The organism is Oceanimonas smirnovii ATCC BAA-899, assembly GCF_000381965.1.
GTDB classification, from domain to species: domain Bacteria; phylum Pseudomonadota; class Gammaproteobacteria; order Enterobacterales; family Aeromonadaceae; genus Oceanimonas; species Oceanimonas smirnovii.
The window spans coordinates 1-22599 of sequence record NZ_KB908458.1 but is presented as its reverse complement, the minus strand read 5'-3'; the positions used below and the strand labels follow the sequence as shown (position 1 = coordinate 22599).

The 22599-nt window shown below is 57.4% G+C and carries 16 protein-coding genes; 9 read left to right on the top strand and 7 right to left on the bottom strand.

What is annotated here, in order from left to right:
• Nucleotide 1: 1 nt before the first annotated feature.
• The 3 genes from mtnN to gltB form a co-directional block, all read right to left on the bottom strand.
• The gene (gene mtnN, locus G364_RS0106980; RefSeq protein WP_019934432.1) at nt 2-700 is read right to left on the bottom strand and encodes a 5'-methylthioadenosine/S-adenosylhomocysteine nucleosidase; all 699 of its coding nucleotides are present in this window, start codon (nt 698-700) and stop codon (nt 2-4) included.
• Between the two features lie 349 nt (nt 701-1049).
• The gene (locus G364_RS0106975) at nt 1050-2465 is read right to left on the bottom strand and encodes an FAD-dependent oxidoreductase (RefSeq protein ID WP_019934431.1); all 1416 of its coding nucleotides are present in this window, start codon (nt 2463-2465) and stop codon (nt 1050-1052) included.
• A gap of 12 nt (nt 2466-2477) precedes the next feature.
• Entirely contained in the window at nt 2478-6935 is a 4458-nt protein-coding gene (gene gltB / locus G364_RS0106970) for a glutamate synthase large subunit (protein ID WP_019934430.1), read from the bottom strand.
• Nucleotides 6936-7524: 589 nt separating this feature from the next.
• On the opposite strand from gltB, the gene arcB reads away from it, so the two are divergent.
• Genes arcB through G364_RS0106955 form a run of 3 tightly spaced genes read left to right on the top strand, consistent with a single transcriptional unit; the run spans nt 7525 to nt 12446 of the window.
• The gene (gene arcB, locus G364_RS0106965) at nt 7525-9870 is read left to right on the top strand and encodes an aerobic respiration two-component sensor histidine kinase ArcB (protein ID WP_019934429.1); all 2346 of its coding nucleotides are present in this window, start codon (nt 7525-7527) and stop codon (nt 9868-9870) included.
• Nucleotides 9867-11222 (top strand): dGTPase, encoded by a 1356-nt coding sequence (gene dgt / locus G364_RS0106960; RefSeq protein ID WP_019934428.1) that lies wholly within the window; start codon nt 9867-9869, stop codon nt 11220-11222. The genes arcB and dgt overlap by 4 nt, the downstream gene beginning before the upstream one ends.
• A gap of 39 nt (nt 11223-11261) precedes the next feature.
• A complete protein-coding gene (locus G364_RS0106955) occupies nt 11262-12446 on the top strand; it encodes an inverse autotransporter beta domain-containing protein (RefSeq protein ID WP_019934427.1) in 1185 nt (394 codons plus the stop codon).
• A 4-nt stretch (nt 12447-12450) separates the two neighbouring features.
• Here G364_RS0106955 and rfaH read toward each other — a convergent pair whose 3' ends face one another.
• The 4 genes from rfaH to metN form a co-directional block, all read right to left on the bottom strand.
• Nucleotides 12451-12954, bottom strand: coding sequence for a transcription/translation regulatory transformer protein RfaH (rfaH, locus tag G364_RS0106950; RefSeq protein ID WP_019934426.1), 504 nt, complete (start codon nt 12952-12954; stop codon nt 12451-12453).
• A gap of 99 nt (nt 12955-13053) precedes the next feature.
• Complete coding sequence (gene metQ, locus G364_RS0106945; protein WP_019934425.1) at nt 13054-13884, bottom strand: methionine ABC transporter substrate-binding lipoprotein MetQ; 831 nt, start codon at nt 13882-13884, stop codon at nt 13054-13056.
• Nucleotides 13885-13908: 24 nt separating this feature from the next.
• Nucleotides 13909-14562 carry a methionine ABC transporter permease gene (locus G364_RS0106940; RefSeq protein WP_019934424.1) on the bottom strand — a complete coding sequence of 218 codons (654 nt, stop codon included), beginning with the start codon at nt 14560-14562 and terminating at the stop codon, nt 13909-13911.
• Nucleotides 14543-15586 carry a methionine ABC transporter ATP-binding protein MetN gene (metN, locus tag G364_RS0106935; RefSeq protein WP_019934423.1) on the bottom strand — a complete coding sequence of 348 codons (1044 nt, stop codon included), beginning with the start codon at nt 15584-15586 and terminating at the stop codon, nt 14543-14545. The genes G364_RS0106940 and metN overlap by 20 nt, the downstream gene beginning before the upstream one ends.
• A gap of 444 nt (nt 15587-16030) precedes the next feature.
• On the opposite strand from metN, the gene G364_RS0106930 reads away from it, so the two are divergent.
• Genes G364_RS0106930 through gmhB form a run of 6 tightly spaced genes read left to right on the top strand, consistent with a single transcriptional unit; the run spans nt 16031 to nt 22465 of the window.
• Entirely contained in the window at nt 16031-17050 is a 1020-nt protein-coding gene (locus tag G364_RS0106930) for an ABC transporter permease subunit (protein WP_019934422.1), read from the top strand.
• The gene (locus G364_RS0106925; protein ID WP_019934421.1) at nt 17043-18089 is read left to right on the top strand and encodes an ABC transporter permease; all 1047 of its coding nucleotides are present in this window, start codon (nt 17043-17045) and stop codon (nt 18087-18089) included. The genes G364_RS0106930 and G364_RS0106925 overlap by 8 nt, the downstream gene beginning before the upstream one ends.
• A gap of 11 nt (nt 18090-18100) precedes the next feature.
• On the top strand, nt 18101-19906 hold the full coding sequence (locus G364_RS0106920) for an extracellular solute-binding protein (RefSeq protein ID WP_019934420.1): 1806 nt from the start codon (nt 18101-18103) through the stop codon (nt 19904-19906).
• Nucleotides 19903-20883, top strand: coding sequence for an ABC transporter ATP-binding protein (locus G364_RS0106915; RefSeq protein WP_019934419.1), 981 nt, complete (start codon nt 19903-19905; stop codon nt 20881-20883). The genes G364_RS0106920 and G364_RS0106915 overlap by 4 nt, the downstream gene beginning before the upstream one ends.
• Complete coding sequence (locus G364_RS0106910) at nt 20880-21893, top strand: ABC transporter ATP-binding protein (RefSeq protein ID WP_019934418.1); 1014 nt, start codon at nt 20880-20882, stop codon at nt 21891-21893. The genes G364_RS0106915 and G364_RS0106910 overlap by 4 nt, the downstream gene beginning before the upstream one ends.
• A 14-nt stretch (nt 21894-21907) precedes the next feature.
• Nucleotides 21908-22465, top strand: coding sequence for a D-glycero-beta-D-manno-heptose 1,7-bisphosphate 7-phosphatase (gmhB, locus tag G364_RS0106905; RefSeq protein WP_019934417.1), 558 nt, complete (start codon nt 21908-21910; stop codon nt 22463-22465).
• The last annotated feature ends 134 nt before the right edge of the window (nt 22466-22599 follow it).

Below are 22599 nucleotides of genomic sequence, written 5' to 3'. Positions count from 1 at the left end.
CTTAGCCGGGCAGACGCTGTACCATGGCCTTGACCATGGCCGAAGAGTGGCGTGCCGCCACGTCCAGAAAGGCTTCAAAGGATTCGGCTTGCTCCTTGCCGGCAATGTCCGACAGGGCACGCACCACCACAAAGGGCACCTTGAACTGATGGCACACCTGAGCAATGGCACCGGCTTCCATTTCGCAGGCCTTCATGGCCGGAAACTCGGTGACCGCCTTGTTCAGCTGCTCTTCCCGGTGCATAAACTGATCGCCGGTACAGATAAGGCCGACGGCGGAATTGATGTTATCCTGGCCGGTGAGGCATTCCCGGGCCAGTTCAATCAACGCCGGATCGGCGGTAAAGGCCGGCGGCTGCTGGGCCATCTGCCCCATTTCGTAGCCAAAGGCGGTCACGTCCACATCGTGAAAGCGCACCTCGCTGGATACCACCACATCGCCCACATGCAGGGCCGGATCAAAGCCGCCGGCGGAGCCGGTGTTGATCACGCACTTGGGTGAAAAGCGCTCCAGCAGCAAGGTGGTGGCAATGCTGGCGGCTACCTTGCCGATACCGGAGCGGGTGATCACCACCTCCTTGTCGGCAAGTCGGCCCTGATAAAACTCGCAGCCGCCTACTGTGGTGGTAGTGGCGTTTTCCAGCTGGGCGCGCAGCTCGGCTACTTCCTGCTCCATGGCCCCGATAATTCCGATAGTCATAACACTGATTCCCGCAAAAATGATGGCCGCAAGTGTACCACCATCACCTTAAAAGGCCGATTGCACAGCACCTAAATTCGTTTGTTGGATGTGGATTTGTGGATTGCGAAGCACCAGCAGGGTTGCCAGCAAATAGCTACAGACAGCCCGGTGGTGAATAAGGAGGACAAAGGGTGTCTGCTTCGGCGTGCCCTTCGCGCCAAGGATGGCGCGACGGAGCCCCCAGGGATGGGTTTACGGCGAGCCGAAGAAGCAGTGCCCTTTGGCCGACGTATTTGCATGACTCAACCGACAGTTAAAACAAAAAGGCCGCTCGGTGAGCGGCCTTTGCACATGAAGACAAGCGAACTTACACGCCGATATAGTCCATGATGCCGTCGGCAGCCTTGCGGCCCTCGGCGATGGCGGTGACCACCAGATCCGAGCCGCGTACCGCGTCACCACCGGCGAAGATGCGCGGGTTGCTGGTCTGGTAGGCAAACTCGGCCTGCTCGGGGGCGATGACCCGGCCCCACTGATCGGCCTCAATGCCAAATTCCTTCAGCCAGGGCTGCTCGTGAGGCTGGAAGCCAAAGGCCATGATCACGGCGTCGGCCTCCAGCACCTGCTCGGAGCCGGGTACCGGCTCGGGGCGGCGGCGACCGTTGGCGTCGGGCTCACCCAGCCGGGTGGAGACCACTTCCACGCCGGTGACCTGGCCATTGTCGTCCACCCGAATGCCGGTGGGCTGCAGGTTGAACATAAAGTTCACCCCTTCTTCCCGGGCATTCTGCACCTCGCGGCGAGAGCCAGGCATGTTGGCCTCGTCCCGTCGGTAGGCACAGATGACGTTGTCGGCGCCCTGGCGAATGGAGGTGCGCACACAGTCCATGGCGGTATCACCACCACCCAGCACCACCACCTTCTTGCCGGCCATGTCGATGTAGTCGGCGGCCTGCTTCTCGAAGCCCAGCACCCGGTTAGCGTTGGAGATCAGGAAGGGCAGGGCGTCGTACACGCCGTCGGCGTTCTCGTTGGCAAGGCCGCCGCGCAGGTACTTGTAGGTACCCACGGCCAGGAAGACGGCGTCATAGTCGTCCACCAGGCTTTGAAAGGACACGTCCTTGCCCACTTCGGTATTAAGGCAGAATTCCACCCCCATCTCGGTGAAGATTTCCCGGCGACGGCTCATCACCGACTTTTCCAGCTTGAACGACGGAATGCCGAAGGTCAGCAGACCACCGATTTCCGGATAACGGTCAAACACCACAGGGGTCACACCGTTACGGGCCAGAATGTCGGCACAGGCCAGGCCGGCGGGGCCGGCACCGATAATGGCGACTTTTCTGTCGGTCTTCACCACCTGAGACATGTCCGGACGCCAGCCCATCTCAAAGGCCTTGTCGGTGATGTACTTTTCTATATTACCGATGGTCACGGCACCGAACTCGTCGTTCAGGGTGCAGGAGCCTTCACACAGCCTGTCCTGCGGGCAGACCCGGCCGCATACCTCGGGCAGGCTGTTGGTCTGGTGACACAGATCCGCCGCCTCAAAGATGCGTCCCTCGTTGGCCAGCTTCAGCCAGTTGGGAATGTAGTTGTGTACCGGGCACTTCCACTCGCAGTAAGGATTGCCGCAGTCCAGGCAGCGATCGGCCTGCATGCTGGCCTGGCTGTCGGAAAAAGGTTCGTAGATTTCCACGAACTCGATTTTACGGGTGCCGATGGGCTTCTTGGGCGGGTCGACACGTTGTACGTCTATAAACTGAAATACGTTCTGGCTCATCACAATCTTCCTTTACTGCGCGTGGACACGGAGCTCGGCGGTAGAGCGGCTCTGGTGACCCAGCAGGGATTTCACATCGCTGGACCTGGGTTTGACCAGCTTGAACATGGGCAGGTAACGGTCGAAGTCGGCCAGTATTTGCTGTGCCCGGTCGCTGCCGGTTTCCTGCAGGTGCTGAGTAATAATGCCGCGCAGGTGCTCCTGATGGATGACCAGCTCGTCCAGTCCCAGCAGCTCAACCAGCTCAAAGTTGGTTCTGAGCTCGAAATCATCGTCTTCGTCCAGCACATAGGCAAAACCGCCGGTCATGCCCGCGGCGAAGTTCACGCCGGTGCGGCCCAGCACGGTGACAATGCCGCTGGTCATGTACTCGCAGCCGTTGTCGCCCAGGCCTTCCACCACGGCAATGGCGCCGGAGTTGCGCACCGCGAACCGCTCGCCGGCGCGGCCGGCCACATAGAGGTAACCGCCGGTGGCACCATAGAGGCAGGTGTTGCCTGCCAGGGTGGCGTCCTGAGAGGCAAAGGCCACGCCCACATGAGACTTGATCACCAGCTTGCCGCCGGTCATGCCCTTGCCTACATAGTCGTTGGCATCTCCGGTGAGGATCATCTCCAGACCGCCGGCATTCCACACTCCGAAGCTCTGACCGGCAGTGCCGTCCAGATGAATGCGTACCGGGTCGGCTGCCATGCCCTGGTTGCCGTGACGTTTGGCTATTTCGCCGGACAGACGGGCCCCCACCGAGCGGTCTGTGTTGCGAATGGCATAATAGAAGTTACCGCCGGTCTTGCTTTCCACCGCAGGCAGGGCGTCTTCGGTTATTTTCAGGTTGAGTACACCCTTGTCGAAGTTGGGATTGCCGGTCTGGCAGAACACACCCAGGCCCGGTTTGGGCTCGGGCTTGGCCAAAATGCCGGACAGATCCAGTTTTTGCTGTTTGGCGGTGAGGCCGGGCAGGGCTTGCAGCAGATCGGTGCGGCCGATCAGGTCGGTCAGCTTGCTCACACCCAGTTGCGCCATCAGCTCGCGGGTTTCCTCGGCGATAAACTTGAAATAGTTCTCTACCATCTCCGGCAGACCGAGGAAGTGATCCCTGCGCAGCTTTTCATCCTGGGTGGCCACGCCGGTGGCGCAGTTGTTCAGGTGGCAGATACGCAGGTACTTGCAGCCCAGGGCCACCATGGGGCCAGTACCAAAGCCAAAGCTCTCGGCACCCAGAATGGCGGCCTTGACGATGTCCAGACCGGTTTTGAGACCACCGTCCACCTGCAGCCGGACCTTGTGGCGCAGGCCGTTGGCCACCAGCGCCTGCTGGGTTTCGGCCAGGCCCAGCTCCCAGGGAGAGCCGGCGTACTTGACCGAGGTCAGCGGGCTGGCGCCGGTGCCGCCGTCGTAACCGGACACGGTGATCAAATCGGCATAGGCCTTGGCCACGCCGGTGGCGATGGTGCCCACGCCGGGCTCGGACACCAGCTTCACCGACACCAGGCAGTCGGGGTTGATCTGCTTGATGTCAAAGATCAGCTGGGCCAGATCCTCGATGGAGTAAATATCGTGGTGCGGTGGCGGCGAGATCAGGGTCACCCCCGGTACCGCATAACGCAGCTTGGCGATTTCGGCGGTTACCTTGTGGCCGGGCAGCTGGCCGCCCTCGCCGGGCTTGGCCCCTTGAGCCACCTTGATCTGAATGACCTCGGCGTTCATCAGGTAGTGCGGGGTCACGCCAAAGCGGCCTGAGGCCACCTGCTTGATTTTGGAGTTCTTCAGGCTGTTGAAACGGCGGGGATCCTCGCCGCCCTCGCCGGAGTTGCTCTGCCCGCCCAGGCGGTTCATGGCCACGGCCAGCGACTCGTGGGCTTCCGGCCCCAGCGCGCCGATGGACATGGCGGCGCTGTCGAAACGGGGGAACAGTTCGCTGGCAGGCTCCACCTCACTCAGGTCAATACCGGCACCGGCGGGCTTCAGCGTCAGCAGATCCCGCAGGGTGGCCACCGGACGCTCGTTCACCAGTCTGGCGTAGACCTTGTAGTCGTCATAGTTGCCGGAGCGCACCGCCTTTTGCAGGCTGGTAACCACGTCCGGGTTGTAGCTGTGATATTCACCGTCATGCACGTATTTGAGCAGGCCGCCCTGGTTCAGGGGCTTGCGGGCAATCCAGGCAAGCTTGCTCAGGTTGAACAGGTCCTGCTGGAAATCTTCAAAGGCGGCGCCCTGAATACGGCTGGACACTCCCTTGAAGCACAGTTCCACCACCTCGTCGTGCAGGCCGATGGCTTCAAACAGCTGGGAGCAGCGGTAAGAGGCGACGGTGCTGATGCCCATTTTGGACATCACCTTGTACAGGCCCTTGTTGATGCTGTTGCGGAAGTTCAGCAGCGCCTGGCGCAGGGGCATGTTCAGCACGCCGTCGGCCACCTGGCGGGCCAGGGTCTCGTAGGCCAGATAGGGGTAGATGGCGGTGGCGCCAAAGCCCAGCAGCACGGCGAACTGGTGCGGATCCCGCGTGCTGGCGGTTTCTACTATGATGTTGGAGTCGCAGCGCAGGTTGGCTTCCACCAGGGTGCGTTGTACTGCGCCCACCGCCATGGCGGCGGGGATCGGCAGCCGGTCTTCGCGAATGGCTCTGTCACTCAGCACCAGCAGCACGGCGCCGTCGCGCACGGCGGTGGTGGCTTCTTCACACAGCCGCTCGATGGCCGCCTTCAGGCCTTCGGCCGGCTCAAAGTTCAGATCCAGCACGCAGTGTTTGTGCTCGGACTGATCCAGCTGCATCAGCTGATGAAAGTCGGAGTACAGCAGAATGGGTGACTCAAACTGAACCCGGTTGGCATGGCCATGGGTTTCGTTAAACACGTTCTGCTCCCGGCCGATCAGGGTAGCCAGAGACATAACGTGATTTTCCCGCAGCGGATCGATGGGCGGGTTGGTCACCTGGGCAAACATCTGGCGAAAATAGTCATAGACGGAGCGGGCCCGGCTGGACAGCACCGCCATGGGGGCGTCGTCCCCCATGGAGCCGACCGCTTCCTGGCCGTTTTCGCCCATCACCCGAATGACCTGGTCCAGCTCTTCCATGGAATAGCCGAACAGTTTCTGATAGGTGCGCAGTTGTCGCTCGTCCAGCTCGCGCTGGCCGGCCTGTTCGTCGGACAGGTCTTCAAAGCGCTCCAGTTTGCGTTTGTGTTTGGTCATCCATTCCTTATAGGGGTGGCGGCCTTTGAGATCGTCATCGATTTCAAAGCTGTTCCAGATCTTGCCGCTGGCGGTGTCTACCACGAACAGCTCGCCTGGGCCGACCCGGCCTTTTTCCAGCACTTCGTCCGGGGTGTAGTCCCAGATGCCGATTTCCGACGCCAGGGTAATGAAGCCGTCTTTGGTGCGCACATAGCGGGCCGGACGCAGTCCGTTGCGGTCCAGGGCACAGGCGGCAAAGCGGCCGTCGGACATCACTATGCCGGCAGGGCCGTCCCAGGGCTCCATGTGCATGGAGTTGAAGTCGTAGAAGGCGCGCAGATCCTCGTCCATGGCCGGGTTTTTCTGCCAGGCGGGCGGGATCAGCATGCGCATGGCACGGAACAGGTCCATGCCGCCGGCCAGGAACAGCTCCAGCATGTTGTCGAGGCTGGAGGAGTCGGAGCCTGACGTGTTCACATAGGGAGCGGCGTCCTTCAGATCCGGCAGCAGCGGCGAGGCAAATTTGTAGGCCCGGGCCTGGGCCCACTGACGGTTACCACCGATGGTATTGATTTCACCGTTGTGGGCCAGAAAGCGGAACGGCTGGGCCAGCGGCCAGCGCGGCTGAGTATTGGTGGAAAAGCGCTGGTGAAACACGCAAATGGCAGACTGCATGCGAATGTCGGCCAGATCCAGGTAGAACCGGGGCAGATCCGCAGGCATGCACAGGCCCTTGTAAGTCATCACCAGGTTGGACAGGCTGACCACATAGAAAAAGTCGTCACTGATGCGCTTTTCAATGCGGCGGCGCACGATATAGAGGCGGCGCTCAATGTCCTGTTCGGCCCAGCCGGCAGGGGCGTTAACAAATACCTGCTCAATGCGCGGCAGCGAAGCCTTGGCGATCTCGCCCAGCACACCCGGGTTTACCGGCACCTCGCGCCAGCCCACCAGGCTCAGGGTTTCCCGCTCCAGCTCTTCGTTAATAATGGCTCTGTGTTGCTCGGCCAGGGCGGCATCTGGGTTGAGGAACAGCATGCCCACAGCATATTTACGGCCCAGGCTCCAGCCCTTGTCTTGTGCCACGGCGCGAAAGAAGCTGTCGGGTTTCTGCATCAGCAGGCCACAACCGTCACCGGTTTTGCCGTCAGCGGCAATACCGCCCCTGTGCTGCATACGATCCAGTGCCGAAATGGCAAGGCGCACTAGCTTATGACTGGTTTCGCCTTCGGTATGGGCGATCAGACCAAAGCCACAGTTGTCCTTTTCCAGTGTGGGGTCATAAAGAGACATTGCTTTCCTCCATTGCTCGGCTGCTGGCCGGGCGACTGCGTATTACTCAGCGCATTCTGCGTCGAAGCGTCCGTTGCCATAAGTGGCTTAATTACAAAAATATCGATAATTTTTTGTGAGGTCAACGAAATGTTTTCATTCCGAAGTAACCGTGTCCTGCGACTTGATGTCAGATTTTTTTAATGTAAAAAGCGCTTGTTTAGGGTTTAATGCCGCCCTGATGTGATTTTTGTGCCTTTGATCCTTTTCTTTATTGATGTTTGGCGTAAGCAAGTGATGCACACCAGTTGTTGTTTTATTACAACAAAATGGCGCTTTTTCTTGATTTTACTCCTGCATTTTATTGGTGCATTAATTGCCCCATACCAGTGCATAGGCGGGAAAGTGGTCCGTGTTCAGCTGGTTGCATGTTCAATTTTGGTGCATATCGGCTAAATGTACCGGCTTATATTGATCGTCTTTGGTAATGACTGGCGCTGAGTTACGTCAAATTTACCTCTTTTGGTGCAGACATCATTCAGCCAGGCTACATGACAGTGCACTTCGGAGCCGGTATTCTTTGAGCTTGCCGTTGCCGAAGGAAAGCCTGATGAAACCCATTAAAACCTGGGCCCAGTACTATGTGGACCTGATGACCAAGCTGGGCATAGTCCGCTTCAGCATGTTGCTGGCTGCCTGCATTATTCTGCTGGCCATCTTTATACAGGTGGGGGTTACCCTGTTTCTGCGTGGCTCGGTAGAGTCGGTGGATATGGTGCGCTCTATTTTCTTTGGCCTGCTGATCACTCCCTGGGCGGTGTATTTTCTGTCGGTGGTAGTGGATCAGCTGGAGGATTCACGCCAGCGGCTGAGTCGTCTGGTGCAGAAGCTGCAGCAAATGCGCGACCGGGATCAGGAGCTGAACAGCGAGTTGCAGGAAAAAATCGAGCTGCTTAATCGTCAGATTGAAGAAACCCGCAAGGCGCAGGCGGCCCGCCAGCAGGCCATTGAAGATCTGGAAAGTGAAGTGTTTCAGCGGGAAAAAGCTCAGATGGAATCCCAGGAACGCTCGGCACTGTTGCGCTCCTTTATCGATACTTCACCTGATCTGGTGTATTACCGTAATGAGCTGGAGGAATTTTCGGGCTGTAACAAGGCCATGGAAAATCTGCTCGGCCGGCCGGAAAAAGAGCTGATAGGCCTTACTCCTTACGATGTGTATCCGGAAGACGTGGCTGATAAAGTAGTAGAAACCGACAAAGAAGTCTTTGCCCGCAACGAAACCCAAACCTACGAACAGTGGTTGCAATATCCGGATGGCCGCCGAGCCTGCTTTGAGCTGCGCAAGGTGCCCTTCTTTGATCGGGATGGCAAGCGTCTGGGACTGTTGGGCTATGGCCGCGATATTACCGAGCGCAAGCGCTATCAGAATGAGCTGGAGCAGGCGAGCCAGGACAAAACCACTTTTATATCCACCATCAGCCACGAACTGCGTACGCCGCTGAACGGCATAGTGGGCTTAAGCCGTATTTTGCTGGCCACTGAACTCAGCGACGAGCAGCGCCAGCATCTCAAGACCATTCACTTCAGCGCTGTGACCCTGGGTAATATCTTTAATGACATTATTGATCTCGACAAAATGGACCGCCGCCGGCTGACGCTGGCACCTGAACCCATGGATTTGCCCGGCTTTCTTGATGACCTGGAGAGTCTGGCACGGCTGCAGGCGGAGCAGAAGGGGCTGTATCTGCACTTTGACCGGGACGGTGACATACCCGACTGGATTGAGGCGGATGGCACCCGGTTACGTCAGGTGCTGTGGAATCTGGTGGGTAATGCGGTCAAGTTTACTGACGACGGTGGCGTCACCATTCGTTGTATGGCTGATGAACTGACCCCCGGAGAAGTTACTCTGCGCTTTGATATTGAAGATACCGGTATCGGTATTCCTGCCGCCTTGCAGCAAAAGATATTTGCGCTCTATTTTCAGATTGAAGGCAGCAAACACGCTACCGGCACCGGCATTGGTCTGGCAGTGTCACAGCAGCTGGTGGAAGCCATGCATGGCACCATTGAACTGGACAGCGAGCCGGGGGAGGGTTCCTGCTTCAGTATTACCATTACCGTGCCTACCACTCAGGCACCCAAAGACGACCCTGTGCTGGCCCAGCTGCCTTGTTTGTCTGTATTGCTGGTGGAAGACGTCGAGCTGAATATTACCGTGGCCTGTGCTCTGCTGGAAAAACTGGGTCATAGTGTCAGTGTTGCCCGCAACGGCGGTGAAGCTTTTGCATTACTGGCTGAGCAGCAGTTTGATCTGGTGTTCCTGGATATTCAGCTGCCGGACATGACGGGTTTTGATATCGCCGGCCGGCTGCGGCAAGACGCTGAGCAGCAGGGAACCAGATTGCCGCCGCTGGTAGCGCTGACAGCGAATGTCATTAGTGACAAGCAGAAATACCTGGCCGGCGGTATGGATGATGCCATCAGCAAACCGCTCTCGTCCAAGGCCATCAAAGGCGTTCTGGCCCGTTTTTTTGGTCATAAGCCACCTTGCGGCAAGGCTGCAAGGGCGGTCTCTTCTGCCGTTGCTGAGGCTTCCCGGGACGACGCGGTACTGGATACTGTTTTTCTGCAGGACTATGTGGAGACGGTAGGTGCTGCGGCCTTGCTGTCCAGTGTGGATATGCTTGGCACCATGGCGGGTGATTATCTGTCGCGGCTGAAAAGCGTTACTGCCGAACGCCGGCAGCAGGAAATTGTGGAAGAAGCTCACAAAATAAAAGGGGCGGCGGGTTCGGTGGGGCTGAAGCGGGTGCAGCTGCTGGCCCAGCAGATACAAAGCCCGGATTTGCCCGACTGGTGGGAACGGCTGGATGACAGAGTGAATGAACTGGAACGGCTGCTTGAGCCGGATCTGGCGGAATTGCGGCACTGGCTGGAGTTGCGTGTATGAGTCGCTATGCAGACCTGATCCGCGCTGAGCGGTTACGACCTGCTTCTGTACCGGAAACCACAGTGCAGGCAATAGAAGCAGACAGGGCGCGTATTGTGCAGTGCTCGCCGGTACGCCGGCTGCAGCAAAAGACTCAGGTGTTTCCGTTGGACGTAAAAGCCTCGGTACGTAGTCGCCTGACTCATTCTCTGGAGGTAAAGGAAACCGGGCGTCAGCTGGCACTTAGGGTGGCCGCTGAGCTTGAACCTGAAGTAGAGCGGGATGCGCTGGTCAGTCTGGTGGAGATGGCCTGCCTGCTGCACGATGTGGGTAATCCGCCTTTTGGACATTTTGGCGAGGCGGTTATGATTGACTGGCTGGGACAGCAGCTGCCGGGCTTGTTTCGCCGGGCCGTGGGTGAGCCGTCCCGGCAATGGCCTATGCTGCTGGCAGATTTACGCCAGTTTGAGGGGAATGCCCAGAGCCTTCGGCTGGTGCATACCCTGCAGGATCTGAATCTGAGCCTGAGTCAGCTGGCAGCACTGCAAAAATATGTGCGCGGTGCTTATCAGCCCAAAACCGGCGGCCGCTGGCAGCAAAAACCCGGACACTTTTTCAGTGAGCGGCCGCTGGTGCAGCAAATCCGGCAACTTTTTCCCACTACCGCCCGGGGCCGTCATCCGCTGACATTTCTGATGGAAGCGGCCGATGACATGGCCTATGGCGTGGCGGATCTGGAGGATGCCGTCGACAGGGGGGTGCTCAGCCTGGCCGAGCTGGAACGAGCCCTGCTGAATAACGGCAACGACTATTTGAAGACGCTATGGCAGGGCTCCCGCGTGCAGGAGCCGGGGTTTTTCAGCCGCTTTCGTGAGCGGCTGGGGCAAGACTTGCTGCCGTTGGTTACTGAGCAGTTTATGTTGTACCAACAGGCCATTCTTGAGGGGGAGCACGATCAGCCGCTGCTGGCGGCGGAGCAGGCTCCCGCCGACGCGCTGCAGTGGCTGAAAAGCTTTGCTCACGAACATGTGTTTCGCCGTCGTGAGGTCGAATCGCTTGAGCTGGCAGGGTTTGCCGCACTCAAGGGTGTGCTCGACGCTTTTGCGCCTTTGCTGACATTGTCTGCGGCCGAGTTTGTGGATCTTGAAAACCGCCGCGATGCCAATGGCCAGCTGCTGCGCCGGCTGTTTCACCGGTTACCGGCACGGCACCTGGCGGCCTATCGGCGCGACAGCCAAAGCGCACCTTTTTTTGAAAGTGAGGCCGAGCGGGAATGGTATTTTCGCGTGCGCCTGCTGCTGGACTTTATCAGTGGCATGACAGATACCTATGTGCTGGAAGAATATCGGCTGCTGTGTGGTCTTCAGAGCTGAATACCAGACCGTGATATAAATAATGCTGGAGGCTGACAGGTGCGTTGGTTTTACCTGCTGCTGTGTTTGTTGATCATGACGCCAGCCATGGCCGCCGGACCAGTGATGGTGATGCATCAGGTAGTGGCAGGCGAGAGCTGGAGAGCGCTTGCGGCTCGTTATCAGCTGAGTGAACGCCGGCTGCGATTTGAGTTTAACCGGGAGCGCTTTCTGGTGCCGCTGGCACCGGGAGACTGGGTTTGGGTACCAAACAAGTCAGTACCACGTAAAACCCCGCGAACCGATGTGAGCGCGGTTTCTCCGGTGCCGGCCAGAACTTCCACCTTGCCCGTTACCGATTCAGTGGCCTTGCCTGTGCTGGGCCGTCCCGACCCTGCTCTTGCCCCCAAATCGGATGAGTTGCTGCTGACTCTGGCCAGTGCTGCCAGAGCGGCTGCCAGTGATGATATTGACAGTTTTCTGCTGAGCCAGACCGAGCTGCTGGCTGAGGATACTCTGTCGTTTGGCACCAGCCAGCTGGCCGCGCTGCCCTGGCTGAACCCCAGTGACTGGTACTGGGATTATCAATTACCCTTGTTTGATCGTGATGCCAGGGCTAATACTCAGCTGGCACTTCCGGTGAACCGGCAGCTTAACAGTGAACTGGGAATAGATTACCGGGACGACCGGCTTACCTATCAGTTGGGTTTGCACTATCGCCGTGATCTCCCGGCTGACAATCAGTTACACCTTCAGCCTCTGTTTGACTATCAGGATGACACCTATCACAGACGGGGTGGCGTTCTATTATGGATGCAGCATCAGGATTTACGTCTGGGCGCAGCACAATACCGCCCGCTTTCTCCCTGGTATTCCGGTGAGCGGCCCGCTGCGGGGAGAGTCTGGTTTGGTGAGGGTAATATCAGTGCGCTGCCCGGGCTCAGCATTAGTGGCCGTTACTACCAGTGGCAGGGCCGTCAGCTGCAGTTGTTCGGCAGTGGTGATAAATACAAGGCAGCCGCTTCCCGGCAGTGGTCGCTGAGTTATGCACCCTGGCGTATTTTGCGGTTACAAACCTCGGTGCTGAATAACAGCGAAGACGAGTTTGAATCCCGCATTCGACTGATGTTTGAGCTTCCCCTCAGACTTTCTCCCGGACTTTGGTGGCGGCCTGCCGAAAATAATAACCTGGAGGAATACCGGCCTCTGCAATATCACAGAGTCCTGGTACTGGAGCATCGTTAAGGGCTTATTTAGGCTGGGGGGTAAATTCGGTATTGGCAAAACTGCCGCGTGTTTCACTTTGCAGCAGGCTGATCAGCAACAGAGCACGATGATCGCCGTCTGCTTCCTGATAGATGGCTTCCATACCGGCAAAGGGACCGCTGTGAATGGTGACTCTGTCGCCGCATTGGGGCAGATCGCTGAGTTTGTTCTGCAGACGCGGGTCTCCGGTGCGGCACATCAGCTCAAAAATAAGTTCGTCGGGCACCACGCAGGGAGTGTCGCCAAAGCGCACCAGATTACGGACACCGCGAGTGGAACGCAGAGAAGTAGCGCTGATTTTTTTCAGGTTGGCCCGCAAAAACACATAACCGGAAAACAGGGCTTCATTGCGGACTATGCGTTTACCACGAATGATACGTTTAGCTTCCACAAACGGACAGAAACACTCCACATTCTGGTTCTCAAGATGAAGCAGCGCCCGCTCTTCTTCCCGGGGCCGGCAATGGGCAAGATACCAGTTGAGCATAAATCCGTCCTGCGCAGGTGAGTAAATATCGCATTATGGCAGCAACCATAAAAAAGGGCCACGGCATGCCGTGGCCCTGAAGATAAAGTGAGCAGTAACTTACCAGCCTTTTACCACACCGCCTTTGAACAGCTCCAGTGCGGCCTGATAGACCTCTTCGCTCTGATACGCCTTGACGAAGGTCTGAATACGCTCGTCATTCTGGTTATCTTTGCGGGATACAATCAGGTTAACGTAGGGTGACTCCTTGTCTTCCACAAACAGGCTGTCGCGGCCGGGCAGCAGGTCGATTTGTGACGCATAGGTGGTGTTGATCACTGCAAAGGCCACGTCATCCAGCGAGCGGGGCAGCTGCGGTGCTTCCAGCTCGATAATGTCGAGGTTTTTGGGATTGCCGGTAATGTTCAGGGGAGTGGCTTCCAGGCCTACGGCATCATCCACTTCAATCAGACCCTGCTGCTCCAGCAGCAGCAGGCTGCGGCCCAGGTTGGTGGGGTCGTTGGGCACGGCCACTTTGGCACCGTCGGCCAGTTCATCCAGCGACTTGACTACCCTGGAGTAGGCGGCAATGGGATATACAAAGGTGTTGCCCACCGGTACCAGCTCATAACCACGGTCAGCAATCTGCTTGTCGAGGTAAGGCTTGTGCTGAAAGGCGTTGATGTCGAGGCTGCCGTCGCTCAGGGCCACGTTGGGAGTCACGTAGTCGCTGAAGGAGACCAGCTCTACTTCCAGGTTGTATTGCTCTTTGGCGACCCTGGCTGCCACTTCGGCTACCTGCTCCTCGGCACCGGCAATCACACCCAGGCGCAGCGGCTTGGCAGCTTCGGCTTCGGCGGTAGTTTGTTCGTTCTGTTCACCACAACCGGCCAGCGCCAGGGCCGAAGCCAGCAGACCCAGGGTAGCGAATGATTTCAGTCCTGCTTTCATATTGCACTCCTTGATAAAGAAAACTCAGCGACGATCCATTCGAGCTACCAGCCGTTCGCCGGCGCTCTGAATGATTTGTACCAGTACCACCAGAATGACCACGGTAATCAGCATAATTTGCGGATCAAAGCGCTGGTAGCCGTAACGAATACCCACATCTCCCAGGCCACCGCCACCCACGGCACCGGCCATGGCCGAGTAGTTCACCAGGGTGACCAGGGTGATGATAATGCCATTGAGCATGCCCGGCAGGGCCTCGGGCAGCAATACCTTATACACAATTTGCAGCCGGCGCGCGCCCATGGCCTGCGCCGCTTCCACCAGCCCTGACGGCACTTCCATCAGGGCCCCTTCCATCAGCCGGGCCACAAAGGGAATGGCAGCCACGGTCAGCGGCACCACGGCAGCCCAGGTGCCGATGCTGGTGCCCACCACCAGCCGGGTAAAGGGAATAATGGCCACCAGCAGAATGATAAAGGGCACGGAGCGACCTATGTTGACCACGGTTCCCAGTATTTTGTTAAAAGCCTTGTTTTCCCAGATCTGACCGGGCTTGCTCACATGCAGGGCAATGCCCAGTGGCAGGCCCAGGGCGCAGGCAATAGCGCCCGAGCCAAAGGTCATGATCAGGGTCTCCCAGAGTGCCGAGAGCAGCAGATTAATCATGGCGTCGGACATAACCGAGTAACTCCAGCTGAATTTTGTGTTCGTTCAAATAGGTCATGGCAGCCTGAGTCTGTTCTGGTGCACCGTCCAGCTCTGCCAGCATAAAGCCAAATTTTACGCCGCCGGCATATTCGATATCGGCACTGAGAATGGTTACATCCACGCTCAGTTCCCGGCTTAAAATGGAGATCAGCGGTGTGTCCACGGTTTCCCCGGTAAAGCCCAGCCGCACCAGGGGCAGGGCACCTGGCTCCTGCACAGCCGACAGCCGCTGCTGATATTCCTCGGGAATATCCAGATTAATGGTGGAAGCAATAAAGCGCCGGGCAAGATCAGTCTGAGCATTGGCAAAGAACCAGGCCACGTCACCCTGCTCAATCAGTTCACCGTCATTGATAATGGCGACCTTGTCACAGATAGATTTGACCACCTGCATCTCGTGAGTGATCAGCAATATAGTGAGGCCCAGACGTTGATTGAGCTCTTTCAGCAGCGCCAAAATGGACTGGGTGGTCTGCGGATCCAGCGCCGAGGTGGCTTCGTCGCACAACAGTACCTTGGGGGCCGGTGCCAGTGCCCGGGCAATGGCCACTCGTTGCTTCTGACCGCCCGACAGCGCATTGGGGTAGGCATGGGCACGGTGAGACAGGCCGACCAGCTCCAGCAGTTCGTTCACCCGCTGTTTGATCTCGGCCTTTGAGTTGCCTGCCAGCTCCAGAGGCAGAGCGATATTGTCGAACACGGTGCGGGATGACAACAGGTTGAAGTGCTGAAAAATCATGCCGATATTGCGGCGGGCGCGGGACAGTTCGGTACCGCTCATGGCGGTCAGATCGTTACCGTCTACGTGCACGCTGCCCTCGGTGGGGCGCTCGAGCAGATTAACACAACGGATCAGGGTGCTTTTGCCGGCACCGGATTCGCCGATAACGCCCATAATCTGGCCGGCAGCAACCTCCAGATCCACGTTTTTCACGGCGTGAACGGCGGAGTCGCCTGTTCCGTAGCGTTTGGTAATATTGGTTAGTTTGATCATCGGAGGATGAGCCTTCCGGTATGGTTATCCACTGCGTAAACAGCGTAAGAACAGGGACAAGTCATGTCATCATGACTGATGGCAGAGAATGCTAAGCCGTCTGGACGTCTGCGTCAACGAGTATTTACCGGTAAGGCTGCCACAATGAAACATATGCCTTTGCCTTGGCCCGATGCCAATGCCTTGATATAAGATGTAAAAGATAACGATAAGCCGTAAGCTGGCGGCAAGAGGCTCAGCATCAGCGTTGTCTGAGCGAAGCACTAGCAGGGTTACCTTCTTCGACACGCTGCGAGCACATCCATGTGGCGCTCGGCAAATGCCATCCATGGCATTTGACGGTCGAATCCGGTAATCCCTGCTATTGCTTCTGACAGTGCGTTGTCTGCTGTGATAAGCCAGCAGACACTTATTCTTTTTCAGGGAACGAATACAAGGAATCCGATGGGCCAGTATTTTCTGCGTCGATTATTGCTGCTTATCCCCACCTTTTTAGGCATTACCCTGGTGGTGTTTGCCATTACCCGCTTTGTGCCCGGCGGCCCGGTAGAGCGCATGCTGATGGAAAGCCAGATGGCAAGCAGTGAGTTCAGCCAGAGCAGCCGGGGCGGACAGGTGCTGTCTGCCGATCAAATTGAAGAGCTGAAAGCTTTCTATGGTCTCGACAAGCCGGTGGGAGAAGCCTATCTGGAATGGCTGGGCAAGCTGGTGCGCCTCGATCTGGGAGAATCTACCCGCTACTACCTGCCGGTGTGGGAGCTGATAAAAGAGCGGCTGCCAGTCTCGGCCTTTTTTGGCATCAGCACTTTTATTCTCAGTTACCTGGTGTCCATTCCCTTGGGCATTCTCAAGGCGCTTAAACACAACAGCCGTTTCGACAGTGTCAGCTCCATGTTTATCTATGCCGGTTACGCCCTGCCGGCCTATGTGGTGGGCATTTTTCTGCTGACGGTGTTTGCCTTTCAGCTGGGCTGGTTTCCCATGGGGGGCTTTGTGGGGGACGACTTCTACTATCTTGAGGGCTTCTGGCCCAAAACCCTGAACCTGTTTCATCATGCCCTGCTGCCGCTGATTGCCTATGCCATCGGCGACTTTGCCGTGCTCACCATGACCATGAAAAACAGCCTGATGGAAAACCTGTCGGCAGACTATGTGCGCACCGCCGTGGCCAAGGGGTTACCGTTTCGCAAGGCGGTCACTCGCCATGCCCTGCGCAACAGCCTGATCCCCATTGCCAGCCATTTCGGCAACGTGATTTCGGTGTTTTTTGCCGGCTCCTTTCTGATTGAGGTGATCTTTAATATCGACGGCCTTGGCCTGCTCGGCTACGAGGCGGTGGTGGAGCGGGACTACCCTGTGGTGATGGGCATACTGGCGGTGACGTCACTGCTGATGCTGCTGGGCAATATATTGTCGGACATCTGCGTGGCGCTGGTGGATCCGCGAGTGAGGTTCGATGGCTAGGCTGCTTTCCGATGTGACCAAAAAGAAACTGCGCCGCTTTCGCAGCATTAAACGCGGTTACTACGCCTTTATCATTTTTATGGTGATGGTGCTGCTGGCCGCCGCCGCCGAGCTGTGGGTCAGCAATCGGGCGCTGCTGGTGAAGTATGAGGGGCAGCTGTACTTTCCCACCTATGGGGCCGTGATCACCGGCAACACCTTTGGCCTTGGCTATCAGTATGAAACCGACTACCGGGAGCTGAAGCAAGTGCTGAGCGAACAGCCCGGCAACTGGGTGCTGCTGCCGCTGGTGCCCTGGAGTCCTTACGAGCAGGATTACAGCGGTAACGGCTATCCGCCCACGGCTCCCAGCCTTGCCAGCCGGCATTTTCTCGGCACCGACAGCTCGGGCCGGGACATAGTGGCGCGGCTGGTTTACGGCTTTCGCACCGCCGTGGGCTTTGCCTTTATTGCACTGACCGCCAGCTATGTGATTGGCGTGATGCTCGGCTGCCTGATGGGCTTTCTGGGCGGGCGTTTTGATTTATTGTTTCAGCGTTTTATCGAGATCTGGTCGCAGGTGCCGTTTCTGTATGTGATCATGATTTTGGTGTCGATTACTCAGCCCAACTTTGCCCTGTTTGTGGCCATCAACGTGCTGTTTGGCTGGATGGGCATCACCTGGTATATGCGTACCCTGACCTACAAGGAAAAGGCCCGGGATTATGTGCTGGCGGCCCGGGCCCAGGGGGCAGGCACTGTGCGTATTATCGTGCACCATATTCTGCCCAATACCCTGATGATGATCGTCACCCTGGCCCCCTTTACCGTGGTAGCCAATATTTCCCTGCTTACGGCGCTGGATTACCTCGGTTTTGGCCTGCCGCCGCCCACTCCCAGCTGGGGGGAGCTGCTGCGTCAGGGCGTGAACCACCTGGACTCCCCCTGGATAGTAGCGTCGGTGGTCAGCGCGGTGTCGCTGGTGCTGATCAATGTTTCCTTTATTGGTGAGGCCATTCGTGAGGCCTTTGATCCCAAACATTTTTCCCGATACGAATAGGTGAGGACTGCATGAACAAACTGCTGGCAATGCTCGCATCTTTCAGCCTGGCCCTGAGTCTGCAGGCCGCTGAGCTGCCCGATAATCTGGAATGGGAAACCAATACTGCGGATCCCATTTTTGCTTCCCCTGAAGCCAAGCGGGGCGGACGCTTTAATATGACGCTGATGAGCTTTCCGCTCACCTTTCGCACCGTAGGGCCCGACTCCAATACTTCGTTCCGGTCTTTTGTGCTGGAAAATCAGCTTGGTCTCTATGCCCTGCATCCACAAACCGATAATCCCATACCAGCGCTGGCCACTCACTGGGCCTTTGGTGATGACAACCGCACCATGTATTTCAGGCTGAATCCGGACGCTCGCTGGTCCGATGGCGAGCCGGTTACTGCTGATGATTTTCTGTTTGCGCTGGAATTTATGCGCTCCAAGGTGATTCGGGCCCCATGGTATAACAACTACTTCACCGAAGAAATTACCGATGTGACCAAATATGATGACCACACCATTTCGGTGACCGCCGGCAGCCCCAAGAGCCGGCGCGAGCTGCTCAATACGCTGGGGCTGGTGCCCCAGCCCGCGCATTTTTATGAAATGAGTGAAGACTGGGTGCGTCGTTATAACTGGGAAGTGGTGCCGGTGACCGGTGCCTACGTGATCAGTGACGTCAAGCGCGGCCGCTCCATTACCTTTAAACGGCTGGACGACTGGTGGGGCAATGAACTCACCTATTACAAACATCGCTTTAACGTGGATGAAATCCGGCTCACCGTAGTGCGGGATCTGAATATTGCCTACCGCCATTTTCTGCGCGGCGATGTGGATACTTTTGGTCTGATCCTGCCGGAATGGTGGCACGACAAAACCAACACTCCAGAATACCGCGATGGTCTTATTAATCGCATCTGGTTCTATAACGATATGCAACAGGGTGCGCAGGGGTTTCATCTGAACACGGCTCATCCCAGGCTGGCTGATGTCCGGGTGCGGCAGGGCATTGCTCATGCCATTAATATGCAGCGCATGCTGGAGACCATACTGCGCGGTGATTACGAGCGTATGAATAGTTTTGGCACCGGTTATGGTGACTTTACCAACTACGATATTCGCGCCCGGGAGTACGACATTAACAAGGCCAGAGCCCTGTTTGCCGAGGCCGGCTACGATCGTCAGGGGCCGGGCGGTATTCTGCTTAATGCCACAGGCGATCGGCTCAGTCTGGCGGTGACTTACACCACTCAGGAACATACTGCCCGTCTGGCCATTCTGCGGGAAGAGGCGCGCAAGGCCGGGCTGGACTTGCAACTGAACCTGGTAGACGGTGCCACCGGCTTCAAGTCGATGCTGGAGAAAAAGCATGAAGCCGCCTGGCTGGGCTGGGGCGGCGGCGGTCTTTACCCCCAGTACTGGGAGTTCTTTCACTCTCTTAATGCCAACAAGCCCCAGACCAACAACCTGTTCAATGTCAGCGATGCGGAGCTCGACCGGTTAATCGAGGAATATCGTCGTACCATGGACCTGGATGCCAAGGCGGCCGTTTCCCGGAAAATTCAGCGCCGGGTGCACGAGCTGGCCATCTTTATTCCCGGCTATCAGGTGCCTTATACCCGGGAAGCCTACTGGCGTTATGTGAAACTGCCCGAGAGCAAGGGTACGCGGCATTCGCCGTCCTTATTCTGGCCGATGGAAGGCTATCCTTACAGCACCGGCGGTCTGTTCTGGATTGATGAACAGCTGCAGGCAGAGATCAAGGCCGGGGGCAAAAAATACGAGCCGGTACTGGACGTGGTGGAAACCTGGCGGAGGCCTGAAAGCCAATGACGGCATTGCTGGAAGTGGACAACCTGGCGGTCAGTTTTACCACCGAAGCGGGCCGCTTTCGCGTGGTGGATGACGTCAGTTTTTCGCTGGCACCGGGTCAGACCCTGGGGCTGGTGGGTGAGTCGGGCTGTGGCAAGAGTGTGACTGCCCTCAGCCTGCTGGGCCTGCTGCCGCAACCGGCAGGGAAAGTGGAAGGTGGCCGGACTTTGTTTCAGGGAGCAGATCTGCTGACTCTGAGCCCAAAAGCGCGTTATCGGCTGAGGGGCAACAAGATTGCCATGATATTTCAGGATCCGATGACGGCGCTGAACCCGGTGCATACAATCGGTCGCCAGCTGACCGAAGTTTATGATCTGCATCGGCCTGAGCTGAACAAGACACAACGGCGGGAAGCCGCGTTAAACATGCTCAATAAGGTTGGCATTTCCGAAGCTGAGGCCCGCTTGAATGCGTACCCTCATCAGCTGTCGGGAGGTATGCGTCAGCGGGTAATGATAGCCATGGCGCTGGCCTGTGAACCGGACTTGTTGATCTGCGATGAGCCCACAACGGCGCTGGATGTGACCATGCAGGCGCAGATTCTGCATCTTATTGACGAGCTGCAACAGCAAAACAATATGGCGGTGATCTTTATCACTCATGATCTGGGTGTGGTAGCCCAGATCTGCGATCAGGTGTTGGTGATGTATGCCGGTCGCAGCGCTGAGCAAGCCAGTGTGCTTGATCTGTTCGAACGTCCGCGACATCCCTATACCCAGGGGCTGCTGGCATCCATTCCCCGGCTGGACCGTCAAAGTAAAACCGAGCTGCCGGTGATTCCCGGGCAGGTACCCTCTTTGGAGCAGCTACCGGCTGGCTGTCGCTTTGCCAATCGCTGCGCGTACAGCAGCGAAGTGTGCACTACTCAACCGGCCCGGGAGCAGGCAGGAGACGGGCATCAGGTCTGGTGTCACCATTGGCGGGAGCTGGCATTATGACGGCACTGCTGCAGTTAGAGCAGCTGACTCAGCATTTTACCCTTGGCGGTGGTTTGTTGCGTTCGGGGAAAAAACTCTATGCTGTGGATGGCATCAGCTTTGAACTGAAAGCCGGAGAAACGCTGGGGCTGGTGGGAGAGTCTGGTTGTGGCAAATCTACTCTGGCCCGGGCTTTGCTCAAGCTGCATGAGCCCACCTCAGGGCGCATCATCTATGATGGCACCGACATCACCGGCTACAGCCGCCGGCAAATGCAGCCCCTGCGGCGTGAAATGCAGATGGTATTTCAGGATCCGCAAGAATCCTTAAATGGCCGCCATACCATCGGCACCCTGCTGCAGGAACCGTTTGTTATTCACAAAACAGGTAGCTGGCGCGAGCGTCAGATCTGGGCGGCAGAGTTGCTGGAACGGGTTGGGCTGCCAGCCTCTGCACTGGATCGCTTTCCTCATGAGTTTTCCGGCGGACAGCGTCAGCGCATTGGTATCGCCCGGGCAATGGCGCTCAACCCGCGCTTGTTGGTGTGTGATGAGGCGGTATCGGCGCTGGATGTGTCGGTACAGTCGCAGATCCTTAACCTGCTGTTATCGTTGCAGCAGGAACGAGGCCTGGCCATGTTGTTCATCGCTCATGATCTGTCGGTGGTGAAGCATGTGTCGGATCATATCGCCGTTATGTATCTGGGGCGGATTGTGGAGCAGGCACCGGCGGAAGCGCTCTACCGGCAGCCAATGCACCCCTATACACGAGTGTTAATCTCGGCCATTCCCCGGCCGGATCCCAGAGTTCGGCGAGAACCCGTCATGCTCAGCGGCGAACTGCCATCTCCTGCCAGCCCGCCCAGTGGCTGTCATTTTCGAACCCGTTGCCCTTACGCCGGTGATCGTTGTGCTCAGGAAGTGCCAATGCTGCAAGGCAGTGAGCATAAAGTCGCCTGCCATTATGCCGCTGAAATTGACTCAGGTGCCCGCCAGCCCTGTGCTACCATGCGTTCGGTAACAATTGACTAAAGGCAGGTATTACAGTGGCAAAGCCAGCGATTTTTCTCGACCGGGACGGTGTCATCAACCAAGACAGCGGTTATGTCTCCCATTCTGACGATTTCATTTTTATTGACGGGGTGATCGACGCCCTTCGCTTGCTTAAGGAAAAGGGCTACCTGCTGGTAGTGGTTACCAATCAGTCCGGTATTGCCCGGGGACTGTTCAGCGAAGACGATTTTATGCGTCTGACCGAGTGGATGGACTGGTCTCTGGCCGACAGAGGCGTCGATCTCGATGGCATCTATTTCTGTCCTCATCATCCTTCTGCCGGTAACGGTCCGAACACCAAGGCCTGTGACTGCCGCAAGCCGGCACCGGGCATGTTATTGGATGCAGCCAAAGAACTCGGCATCGACATGGCCGCTTCCTATATGGTGGGCGACAAGGTATCGGACATGAATGCGGCCATTGCCGCCGGTGTGGGCCATCCCGTGCTGGTACGCACCGGCAAGGAAATTACCGCAGAAGGGGAAAAACTGGCCCAAAGCGTCTATCCTTCTCTGGTGGAGTTTGCACGGCAACTGACCGAAGCGCGGTAAAGTTCACCATTCTGGTTAACCGTTAAGCACTTGAGCCGGCAGTAGTGATTTTTCCGCAAAAAGCCCTTGCGCAAAAATCGCGGCTCCCTATAATGCGCATCCACTGACACGGGGCAACACGCCAACGGTCACAA

What these genes read in the sequence shown, in the direction of transcription:
- mtnN (WP_019934432.1), bottom strand. Translation starts at nt 700, where the DNA reads ATGACTATCGGAATTATCGGGGCCATGGAGCAGGAAGTAGCCGAGCTG.
- G364_RS0106975 (WP_019934431.1), bottom strand. Translation starts at nt 2,465, where the DNA reads ATGAGCCAGAACGTATTTCAGTTTATAGACGTACAACGTGTCGACCCG.
- gltB (WP_019934430.1), bottom strand. Translation starts at nt 6,935, where the DNA reads ATGTCTCTTTATGACCCCACACTGGAAAAGGACAACTGTGGCTTTGGT.
- arcB (WP_019934429.1), top strand. Translation starts at nt 7,525, where the DNA reads ATGAAACCCATTAAAACCTGGGCCCAGTACTATGTGGACCTGATGACC.
- dgt (WP_019934428.1), top strand. Translation starts at nt 9,867, where the DNA reads ATGAGTCGCTATGCAGACCTGATCCGCGCTGAGCGGTTACGACCTGCT.
- rfaH (WP_019934426.1), bottom strand. Translation starts at nt 12,954, where the DNA reads ATGCTCAACTGGTATCTTGCCCATTGCCGGCCCCGGGAAGAAGAGCGG.
- metQ (WP_019934425.1), bottom strand. Translation starts at nt 13,884, where the DNA reads ATGAAAGCAGGACTGAAATCATTCGCTACCCTGGGTCTGCTGGCTTCG.
- G364_RS0106940 (WP_019934424.1), bottom strand. Translation starts at nt 14,562, where the DNA reads ATGTCCGACGCCATGATTAATCTGCTGCTCTCGGCACTCTGGGAGACC.
- metN (WP_019934423.1), bottom strand. Translation starts at nt 15,586, where the DNA reads ATGATCAAACTAACCAATATTACCAAACGCTACGGAACAGGCGACTCC.
- G364_RS0106930 (WP_019934422.1), top strand. Translation starts at nt 16,031, where the DNA reads ATGGGCCAGTATTTTCTGCGTCGATTATTGCTGCTTATCCCCACCTTT.
- G364_RS0106925 (WP_019934421.1), top strand. Translation starts at nt 17,043, where the DNA reads ATGGCTAGGCTGCTTTCCGATGTGACCAAAAAGAAACTGCGCCGCTTT.
- G364_RS0106920 (WP_019934420.1), top strand. Translation starts at nt 18,101, where the DNA reads ATGAACAAACTGCTGGCAATGCTCGCATCTTTCAGCCTGGCCCTGAGT.
- G364_RS0106915 (WP_019934419.1), top strand. Translation starts at nt 19,903, where the DNA reads ATGACGGCATTGCTGGAAGTGGACAACCTGGCGGTCAGTTTTACCACC.
- G364_RS0106910 (WP_019934418.1), top strand. Translation starts at nt 20,880, where the DNA reads ATGACGGCACTGCTGCAGTTAGAGCAGCTGACTCAGCATTTTACCCTT.